Source organism: Pseudomonadota bacterium (assembly GCA_010028905.1).
Taxonomy (GTDB): Bacteria; Vulcanimicrobiota; Xenobia; order RGZZ01; family RGZZ01; genus RGZZ01.
The window spans coordinates 1-10,109 of the sequence record RGZZ01000157.1; the positions used below are offsets into that span (position 1 = coordinate 1).

Annotated in this window: 9 protein-coding genes; 6 read left to right on the forward strand and 3 right to left on the reverse strand. The window is 65.8% G+C overall.

Annotation, left to right across the window (positions count from 1 at the left end; genetic code table 11):
- The 6 genes from EB084_12245 to EB084_12270 form a co-directional block, all read left to right on the forward strand.
- Positions 1 to 525 (forward strand): hypothetical protein (locus tag EB084_12245; protein ID NDD29025.1); only part of this gene is annotated, 525 nt, incomplete at its 5' end.
- Between the two features lie 9 nt (positions 526 to 534).
- Entirely contained in the window at positions 535 to 1,542 is a 1,008-nt protein-coding gene (locus tag EB084_12250; protein NDD29026.1) for a hypothetical protein, read from the forward strand.
- On the forward strand, positions 1,455 to 3,317 hold the full coding sequence (locus EB084_12255) for a type II secretion system protein GspE (GenBank protein NDD29027.1): 1,863 nt from the start codon (positions 1,455 to 1,457) through the stop codon (positions 3,315 to 3,317). Before EB084_12250 ends, EB084_12255 begins: the two co-directional genes overlap by 88 nt.
- Before the next feature lie 46 nt (positions 3,318 to 3,363).
- A complete protein-coding gene (locus EB084_12260) occupies positions 3,364 to 4,602 on the forward strand; it encodes a type II secretion system F family protein (protein NDD29028.1) in 1,239 nt (412 codons plus the stop codon).
- A gap of 70 nt (positions 4,603 to 4,672) precedes the next feature.
- Positions 4,673 to 5,044: a response regulator gene (locus tag EB084_12265; protein ID NDD29029.1), complete on the forward strand. Its 372-nt coding sequence runs from the start codon at positions 4,673 to 4,675 to the stop codon at positions 5,042 to 5,044.
- Positions 5,045 to 5,061: 17 nt separating this feature from the next.
- Entirely contained in the window at positions 5,062 to 6,018 is a 957-nt protein-coding gene (locus tag EB084_12270) for a hypothetical protein (protein ID NDD29030.1), read from the forward strand.
- Here the strand turns inward: EB084_12270 and EB084_12275 are convergent.
- The 3 genes from EB084_12275 to EB084_12285 all read right to left on the reverse strand — a co-directional run bounded on the left by EB084_12275 (position 5,978) and on the right by EB084_12285 (position 9,965).
- Positions 5,978 to 8,830, reverse strand: a complete 2,853-nt coding sequence (locus tag EB084_12275; GenBank protein ID NDD29031.1) for a hypothetical protein — start codon at positions 8,828 to 8,830, stop codon at positions 5,978 to 5,980. The two genes, EB084_12270 and EB084_12275, sit on opposite strands and share 41 nt — an antisense overlap.
- A gap of 22 nt (positions 8,831 to 8,852) precedes the next feature.
- Positions 8,853 to 9,080 (reverse strand): hypothetical protein, encoded by a 228-nt coding sequence (locus tag EB084_12280; protein ID NDD29032.1) that lies wholly within the window; start codon positions 9,078 to 9,080, stop codon positions 8,853 to 8,855.
- A 96-nt stretch (positions 9,081 to 9,176) separates the two neighbouring features.
- Positions 9,177 to 9,965: a hypothetical protein gene (locus tag EB084_12285; protein NDD29033.1), complete on the reverse strand. Its 789-nt coding sequence runs from the start codon at positions 9,963 to 9,965 to the stop codon at positions 9,177 to 9,179.
- Positions 9,966 to 10,109: the final 144 nt, after the last annotated feature.

Sequence of the window (10,109 nt, forward strand, 5' to 3'; positions counted from 1 at the left end):
TCGCCCCCGTATTCGAACGTGGCGCCGTCGAGCGGAAGCTCGTTCACCCTCGCGCCTGGGGCATATGGCGACCTCAGCTTGACGGGCGGCACGGTGCTGCTGAAGACCGGAACCTACGTGTTCGCTGCCGGCGCGAAGTCGAGCGGCAGCGTGAAGCTCACGGGAAACGCGACGCTGGGCCTTGCGCCGGGCGAGGGTCCCGTACGCATCTTCTTTGCGGGAAGCTGGGATAGCACCGGCGGGGTCGTGGTGAACAACACCAGTTCGGCGTCCAATCTGTTGATTGCGGGGCTGCCTTCCAGCACGTCGGTGAGCCTCACGGGAAGTGCAAGCGCTCGATACGCGCTCTACGCGCCCACCGCCGACATCACCCTCACGGGAGCGACGTCGCTCGAGGGTGCGCTGATCGGTGCGTCTGTGAGGATGACGGGGGCCACGACCCTGCACTATGATCGCTCGCTGACACGCGCATCTGATTTCTCAAGCCAGACCGGCTGGGCGCTCACCGCCCTGCATCGGCAGTAGGGAGGACCCGTGTTCGGAAAGCGTATCACGGCGGCCATCGATATCGGCGCGCACACCTTCAAATATGTAGAGGTCGAGAGCGACGATGCTCGGGTGCGAAAGGCCTGGAGCGCGCCGCTGTGGCCGGAGCGTGAGGGGGCCACGCTCGATCTGCACGGCGACGACCTTCGCGCGCGCCTGCGTGACATCGTTCATCGCTTGCAGCGAGAAGTGACCCTGCCTCCCCGTGTCGTGACGGCGCTGCAAGGCACGGGCACCTGGCTGCAGTACCTCGACCTGCCGCTGCTTTCGGCTGCCGAGCGTGAACAGGCCGCGCGGGCTGCGGCCTGCAAAGCGCTGCCGTTCGCGCTGTCGCAGATGGTGATGTCGACGGTGAGCGTGCCGCCGCTGCGCGAAAATCGTGCCGGTGTGCTCGTCGTCGCCGCCCTGCGTGACCCCGCGCTCGCGCTCTCGACGGTGTTCGAGGCCTGTGGCATGAGCGTGCACCGTATGGAGGTGACGCCCCTGGCTCTGGCGCGAGAGTTCGGACGCAACCATCCGGAACGGACGCATGCATTCACCGCGCTGGTGAGTGTGGGCTTCAGCACCACCCATTTCGTGATTGTGCGTGAAGGGCTGCCGTACTTTGCCCGCGAGCTGGCCGTGGGGGGGCGCCATCTGATGCATGCCCTGCAGAAGGCCCATCGCTTCACCTGGGAGGAGACCGATCGCTGCTTCTGGGAGGGGGATCTCGGCACTGTGGGCCCGCCGTGCGAGCCGCCGCTGCGAGCGCTGCTGCACGAGGTGAAACGCAGCCTGACCCATTTCGAGGAGCGCTTCGCGCTGATCTCAGGAGTTGGGGAGCTTTGGCTGAGCGGCGGCTTCGGGCTCTGGCTTCCCCTTCGCGAGCGACTGGCAAAGGCGCTCGATGTAGCCGTGGAGGTCGACCGATGGGGCAGCGTGACGTGGAAGACCCGGATGCCGAACGAAGGGGGCGGTCTCTGGAAGGCCGCCGTGGGCATGGCCCTGGAGACCTGATGGAGATGGTTGTCGAACGTCGGTCTGACAAGGGGCAGGCGAACGATGTTGATCATCAGCCGCTGGCGTCCTGCGCGCGTCTCGATGATCGCGTCTGGGCGCGTCTCTTGCGCGGCGTCGTCACGGAGAGCGCCCTTCAGCTGGCCATCGATACGAGTTGGGGGGGACACGGCCCCATCGAGTACCTGCTGCGACAGCGCCTGGTTTCGTCTGATGCGTTGCTGGCTCTGCTGGGACGTCATTTCGGCTGCGCATTCGTCAATCTGCGCCGGTATGAGGCGGAGGCCGATGCGGTGGCTCTGGTGGGGGCGCCGGTTGCACGGCGGCTGCGCGTGCTTCCCCTGTTTCGGCACGATCGTCGGCTGCACGTGGCCATGGCAGATCCCATGGATCTCGCCGCCCTCGATTTCTTACGGTCAGCCACCCGCTGCGTTGTCGAACCGGTGGTTGCGCTCGCGTCGGACATCGACGACGCATTGAAGCGGCACTACCTCGATCGGGGAACAGCCGAGCAGGCCATGGTGGCCATCGCGGGATCTCGCGCGGAGGTCACCGAGGGCGCGACGGCGTCGGTGCTGCCCACCGAAGACGAAGACGCACCCACCATCCGCCTCATCAACTACGTGCTGACCCACGCCATCGAGATCAACGCCAGCGACATCCACTTCGAGCCGTACCCGAGCGAGTGCATCTTACGCTTCAGGGTCGATGGCATCTTGCACGACTTCCCACCACCGCCCCTCGACATGTATCCAGCGCTGGTGTCACGCATCAAGGTCATGGCGTCGCTCGATATCGCTGAGCGACGTCTTCCGCAAGACGGGCGTCTTACATTTGACGCGGGGGAGCAGCGCTACGATCTGCGGGTCTCCATCATTCCTGGGGTGAACGGCGAGAACGTGGTCATTCGCGTTCTCGATGCCGGAGCGGCGCGTGGGAACGTGGGTGATCTCGGCTTCGATGCCTCGCTTCAGGCCCGCTGGGAGCGTCTCATCACGCTGCCCTACGGCATGATACTGGTGACCGGTCCCACCGGCTCGGGCAAGTCGACCACCCTCTACACCACGCTGCGCAGCATCTACTCGCCGAGCACGAAGATCATCACGCTTGAAGACCCGGTCGAGTGCAAGCTTCACGGCGTGACCCAGCTGCAGATGAACCCGTCGGTGGGGTTCACCTTCGCGCAGGGGCTGCGCGCCATTCTGCGCCACGACCCGGACGTGATCATGCTGGGCGAGATCCGAGACCAGGAATCGGCAGAGATCGCCTTGCGGTCGTCGCTCACCGGGCACCTGCTGTTCTCCACATTGCACACCAATGACGCGCTTCAGGCCGTGACCCGTCTCGTCGACATGGGGATACCGCCGTTTCTCGTGCAGTCGTCGCTGAGCGGCGTGCTGGCCCAGCGCCTGGTGCGTCGCCTCTGTCCGGACTGTCGTGTTCCGCACGCACCGGAGCCTGCGGCGCTGCGCGCTGCTGGGGTTGACGAGGTGCCGACCGAGACGCGCATCTTTCGCGCGGTGGGATGTCAGGGATGTGGTGGCCTGGGGTATAAGGGGAGGGTTGGCATCTACCAGCTGTTCGAGATGTCGGCTGCGGTGCGCCGTCTATCGCCCGCCCATCTCACGGCTTCGCGCCTGCTCGAGGCCGCGCGGCTCCAGACGACCTTTCGCACCTTGCGAGAGAGCGCGTGCGACAAGCTCTTCGCGGGGGTCACGAGTCTCGAGGAGGTGGCGCGCCTGACGGTCGACGACCCGACGGTGGACGAGTGCTGATGCTGCGTGGGTCAGGGTGCAACGCGATGAAGAAACTGTGGGGAGCGTGTGGCGCATGGGCCAGTTCGAGTATGTGGTGACGAACACCGAGGGACGCCGATATATCGGCACACTCGTAGCCGTCGACATGGAGGCCGCGATGCGCAGCCTTGTCGACAAGAACCTCGTGGTGGCGAGAATCCAGCCTGTAGCGACGGGCTCGACATGGCAGCGTGTGCGCGATGCGCTCGGGCTGCCCGCGCGGTCGCCCTGGTCGTCGGAGGAGATCATCGCATTCACCCAGCAGCTCTGCGCCATGATCGAGTCAGGTGTGACTGTCAAGCAGGCACTCGACGTGATGACGGAGGATGCCGAAGATGGCGCTGGACGTCAGCTTCTGGTTGATCTGGCCACGCGGGTGAGCGCAGGAGAGTCGGTGACCGAGGCGCTCTCGGCCCATCCAGAGGTGTTCTCGCGTCAGTTTCTCGCCACGGTGAGCGCAGGGGAGACCGGCGGCAATCTCGCCGGCGCCCTCACCGAGCTTGCCGGGCTTCTTGAGAAGGCCGAGGCCCTTCGCCGCAAGGTCGCGGGGGCGCTGTACTATCCTGCGTTCATCACCATTGTGTCGGTCGCCTTTCTCACGCTCATGCTCGTGGTGGTGGTTCCGCGATATGCGGCGTTCTACGACACCCTCGGCGGAGACCTTCCTGCCTTCACGCAAGCGTTGCTTGGCTTCGGGCGCCTCGCTTCGAACGAGCTTCCGCTGCTTGTCTTCGGTGGGCTCGTGCTTCTGGTGCTCTGGGGCAAGGTGTCAAGCACCGAGCGCGGGCGTCTGGCCATCGACGGCCTGAAACTGCGCCTGCCCGGCGTGGGGACGCTCTTTCGACTGCTGGCCATCGCGCGTTTCTGTCGTACCTTGTCGAGTCTTCTCGGCTGCGGCGTTCCGCTCATGCAGGCATCCGCGCTGGTGGCCGATACCATGGGCAACGCGGCGCTCGAGAAGGCGGTGGAGCGTGTCCCGGTGCATCTGACGGAGGGGCGCGGCATCGTCGAGACGCTGCGTGCCACGGGAATCTTCACGCGCATGGCCCTGAGCATGATCGGCGTGGGCGAGCAGAGCGGTCGTCTCGATCACATGCTCGAGCGCATCGCGACCTATTATGAGGAGCGGGTCGATCACGCCGTGAAGGCCCTCACATCGCTGGTCGAGCCGCTGGTGATCATTGTGGTGGGCGCAGTGGTCGCGGTGATGGTGGTGGCACTGGTGATGCCGGTGTTCAATCTGGTGAACCTGTTCATGAAGTGAGACGGCGCGTGTGCGCCGATCTCGATCGCGCAGAGGTCTCGGGCGTGCTGCGCTTGTGTCAGGAGGAGAGATGCGTGTCGTCTACATCGTTGAAGATCTGTCGTCCATCGCATTGCGCATGGCCGACGTCGTTCGTGGGTTGGGGTGCGCCGTCGAGGTGTTTGCCGATGGCCTCGAGGCCTATGCTCGTATTCTCGAGCAGCCCCCCGCTCTGCTGCTGCTCGATGTCATGCTGCCATCGCTCGATGGTCTCGCGCTGGCACGACTGGTGAAGTTCAACGAGACCACGTCGCACGTTCCTGTGCTCATGATCTCATCGGTGAGCGACGACGTGGCTGAGATGGCCCGCGCATCGCGGGTCGAAGCGATACTGGCCAAGCCGTTCGATGTCGATGATATGACGGCTGAGGTCGCTCGCATGCTCGCTCTCGAGGTGGCCTGAGATCGCACAGGCCCGTCATGCAATCGTCAAAGCGTAACAAAATAGCAATCTTTGCTGCTGGATTGTCAACCGTGACGAGGTGTAGGCTCTGGGTCGATTACGACTTGGAGGCAGGTGCAGCGATGGCAGGCCAGGTTTCGATGAGGCCACTGGCCTCCGGAATGGGTGCGGCCCGCGTGAGCCGAGGGGGGGCGGCGGGTGCTGTGCTGGGCCGTGTCTCCGATGCGTTCGTGAAGATGCTCGACGTGCGTGTGCCTACGACCACGCCTGAGATCTCGGAGGCGTGCCGCCAGCAGATCATGGCCTCGATACGTCCCGGAGATGTCATTCTCGAGACCGACGACGCCTATCCCGGGTGGCAGCTCATGGAGTTCTTCACGATGCGCTCGAGCTTCACCCACGCGGCCATTTACGAGGGCGACGGCAAGTTCCTCGAAGCGACCACGCCTGGAGGGGTGCAGCGCACCGACCTTGACGGCTACCTGCACGGGCGCATGCACGTGGCGGTCATCCGCCCCCCGTACCGCGCACCCGGCGATGTCGACGCGACGCTCGAGTACGCGCGCGCGCAGCTTGGCAAGCCCTATGACAACGACTTCAACACGGCTGACGACCGCGAGATGTACTGCGCGGAGTACGTCTACAAAGCACTGAAGGCGTCACCGAACCCCATCGAGGCCCCGGTTCGTCACGTGATGGCCAAGACCGTGGTCTCGCCCGACGCGTTTCGCAAGATTCCAGGGAGCACGGTGGTCTATGCCGACCACTGTTCCTTCCTGTTGAACCGGCTTTCGCACTGGCCCGTCTACTCCATGAGCCTCGCCGCGGCGGCCACGGGGGCGAGCATGGCCGGTCCCGTTGGGGGAGCGGTCGGGTTTGTGGCGGGGAGCCTGGCTTCGATTCTCGTGGGCAATCGCATCCAGACGGGGCACCTCAACCTTGTGGGAGACGCGAAGGGGAAGCATCCTCGCTGACCGCGTCCTTTGCATCGGGCCTGCGAAAGCGCGGCAGGGAGAGCATGGCCGGCAGCATCACCAGAGACGCCACCATGCAGGTGATCACGCCAATCGACATGAGCAGCCCGAACGTGAACATGCCGCGGTAGGCCGAGACGAGCAGGCTTCCGAAGCCCACCAGGGCGGCCAGGTTCGAGAGCAGAATGGCGCGGCCGGTCGACTGGGTGAAGATGGTGGCGCGCCCTTCCTCGTGATAGCGGCGCACGATGTAGATGCCGTTGGCCACGCCGATGCCCAGGATGAGCGAGAGGGCCAGCTCGTTGGCGCCGTTGAACGGCAGCCCGATGATTCCCTGGATGCCCGTCATCCACAGCACGCCGAGCCCGAGGGGCGTGAGTGCGAGAATCGTGGCGCCGATCGACTGGAAGTGGAGCAGGGTCAGTATCACGATGGCGATGAGGGCGTAGACGGTCACGCGTTCGTAGCCCGTCTTCACGCGAACCGTCGATTCGTACATCTCCACCGCGGGGCCGGTGATCGACGGCGATACCCCGCGCACCTGTTCGATGAATGCCGCCAGGGCCGGGCGCTCCCAGACGTTCCCGGACGGGAACACCTGCACCATGAACTGCCCGTTCCTTCCCACGAACTGCCTGCGCAGCGCCTCGGGGAGGGTCTCGACGGTGACGGGCGTGGCCGCGAGCGGGTTGAGCATCATCGTGAGCCGCTCTCCCAGCTCACTGAAGAGCTTCTGCTGATAGGCATTCAGGCGTGCGGTCACCGCGGCCTTCGGAGCGCTCTCAATGCTCTCGAGCAGCTGATCACCGGCCGTGACGAACGCCTGAACCGCCTCACCCGCCGCGGGCCCGCCCATGCGTGCCGCCTCCGGATACACCACGAGCGCCACCCGTCGCAGGTCGCGGATGGCGCCGCACAGTGCCTTCACATCCATGGCGGGCGGTGGGGACATGGGCAGCCGCGGCGCCAGCCCGGCCAGGTCGCGCTGAATGCGGCCAACGACCTCGATGCGGGCGGGCTGGTTCGGGGGGATGAGGGGCGCAATGCTCAGCACGTCTCCCACCGATTCCAGGCTGCGGAAGCGATCGGTGAGCGCGCGCGCCTGGGTCGGCGTGTCAGTGGTCACCGCTGCCCACAAGATCGAGCGATCACACGCGGCCATCAGCTGCATGGCCTGTGACACCGAGGGAGACGATGGGTCTTGCAGATGCAGCGGGTTCCAGTCATAGCGGACCTGGCTGAGATTCGAGGTGCACAGGCCGGTGAATGCGAGCCCGACCATGAGGGTGACGCCGGGACGGCGCAGAACGCGCTTCTCGAGCGCCTCGAGCGCCTGCCACGAAGAGGCGCGCATGGCGCGCGCGGAAGCCTTTCGGAAGCGGCTGCGCTCACCTGCGAGAATGAACGACGGCAGCACCACGGTCATGCAGAACACGCCGATGATGATGCCGGCTCCCGCGACGATGGCCATCTCCTGCACGCCGACGAAGCCGGAGAAGTACACCACACCGAACGAGACGGCGGTGGTGAGGCCCGCCGTTATGATGCTGGCGCCGGTGAACTGCAGCGTGTCGGACATGGCCGAGGTGGGCTCGAGGCCGGCGTTGCGCTCTTCCTCGTAGCGACTGATGACCTGGATGCCGAAGTCGATGCCCAGCCCGACCAGCATGGGCAGCGCGGTGACGGTGAGCAGGTTGAGATGGCCCAGGGTCAGGGTGACGAAGGCCAGCGTGTAGACCAGCGAGACGATGAGGGCCACGAGCGCCAGCAGCGGGCGGGTGAGGTTGTGGAAGGCGCCCCAGAAGAGCAGCACCACGCCCAGCAGAGACAGCAGGGTGGCGCGGAACGAGTCGATCTTCGACTGGCGCATCTCGTCGCTGTCGATGGCGGGGGTTCCCGTCACGCCGAGCTCGACCTCGGGATGTCGGGCTCGGGTCTCCTCGATGATCTGGCGGGCGGCCTCCACTGCCGCGTCGACAGCGTCCGCGCGATCGCCCGCGATGCGCGCCTCGGCCGACACGAGCACAGTCTCACCGTGCTTGAACTCGAGCCACAGATCCCGACCCGCGTCCGCGGGCTGGGCGCTTCCCCCTTTGGCCAGGACAGCCTGGAGCGGTGAGGCGACGGGGGTACCGTCGATGGCGGCGCGCATGCCGTCGAGCACGTTGGTGAAGACCGGCAGGGCCTGCATGAATGCAGTCACCTGCGCCGACTGGGGAGAGCCGGGTCCGGGCTGGGCATCGTCTCGAGGACGCTCAGTGAGGCGCACCGCGCGCATCATGGCGCCCATCCAGGCCTGCACCTCGTTGTTCACCCGCACGAAGAGCGGCGTCAGACCCGGGTGGTCGACGAGGTGCTCGAGCAGGGGACGGGCCTCGCGCAGGGTCACCGCGAGCTGCTCGAGCTCCTTCGACGACACGAAGAGCAGGGCGCGCTTGCGAGCGAAGCTGAGATCGATGAGGTCGACCACGTTCGAGAAGCACTTCGTGTTTGCGCGGGCGGCTCTGCCGATCTCGAGCGCCACTGCGTGGTTCTTCGCCGGGTCGGGGCTGCGGACCACGAAGAAGAGGGCGTCGCTCGCCCCGAACTCGCGCTTGAAGGCCTGGTACTCGTGGTAGTAGGGGGCTGATGTCGCCAGCACGATGCTGCGATCGCTGGCATACCCGAGGAATCGCTGCGTGTAGACGCCGGTGAAGGCGAAGACGATGAAGGTGAGCCAGATGACCAGCCCGGCGCGGCGATCGCAGAAATCAGCCAGCCACGCCATGGCGCGCGTGACGAGCCGGCTCACGCGCTCCTCGCTGGATGTCATCGACCTCTGGGCTCGCGTTGCGCTACTTCGCGGTCACGAGGGCGGCGACGGCTTCGAGATGGGCCGCGTGCACACGCGAGACGAGCATGAGGGCCTCGCGCAGGTACTCCGCGCTGACCGCTTCGTTGCCGTGGGCCAGCAGGTCTGCGAACATGGCTTCCATGTTCGACTTCTCCTGCTGATACGAGCGATAGGCCACCTTTGCGTCGGCCGAGGTCACGTGGAGGGCGAAGTACTGATCGAGGTTCAAGTCAGGCCTCCTGCATGGAGTTGTGAAGGGCGTGGGGATTCGTGGCTCGAGGCGCGTTCCCTCTTTCACGCAGGGGCCGCGGTGCGACGCCGCGGTTCAGAAGCGATTGCCCTCGACCAGCTTCACTTCGGTGATCTTGGTCGGCTCCACGCGAAGCGGTATCATCCAGGCGCCGGCCTCGTCCTCGTTCTTCGACGTGATGACGATGACGTAGTAGCGGCCGGGGGGAACGTTCTCGAGGGCGAACTCTCCAACGGGGCTGAGCGTGCCCTCGCCGATGGCGGGCAGGCTGCCTCGCTTGGTGCGCAGGTCGTGGAAGGCTCGTGTGCGATCGTGCAGGCCGCCCAGCTTGTTGGCAAGGGCGTCAGAAGCCTCGTTCTGGGCCACCAGCCGAACGTTTTCGAAGGGCACGCGCACGGTGCCCTGGGGCGTGTCGTACCCGACGACTCCCACGATGCGTCCCGGGATGCGGGCGTTCTCCTCGTCGTTGGCTTTCAGCAGCGCGCGAACGCCAAGACCTGCCAGGATCAGGAGAGCAATCAGTCCGATGATGAGGTTTCGCGTGGCGCGCGACAGGGCGCGTGAGGCCTGCCGTATGCCCTCGTTGCCCGTGCTCAGCTTGTAGCCCGCGCTCTCGAGCTTGTCGATGATGCGCTCGACCTTGCGCTGCTCGGCGGTCAGGGCTTCGTCGTTGTCGCTGTTGATCGACGCGATGTAGTCGCGCAGCTCGTGCGCCATCGCCAGGGTGTTCTCTGGCAGCTCGTGCTCGAAGGCGCGGTTCACACCCTCGAGGCGGGCCTGCACATCGTGGAGGAACGACTCCCGTCGTGCCTGCCGCTGCATCTCGGTGGTCTGGCCGATGCGCTCGTCGCGGGCTGTCGGCATGTGCCTGGTGAACGCCCAGAGGGTGTTGTCGCCGCCTTCGCCCGCGGGTTCTTCCTCTGGTTCTGCTTTCCAGTCCTTGGGCGGGCCGCCGGCAAATCCGCCGCGCGGTGGTGCGGCGGGGGCAGGGGGCGTTGCTGCGGGTGC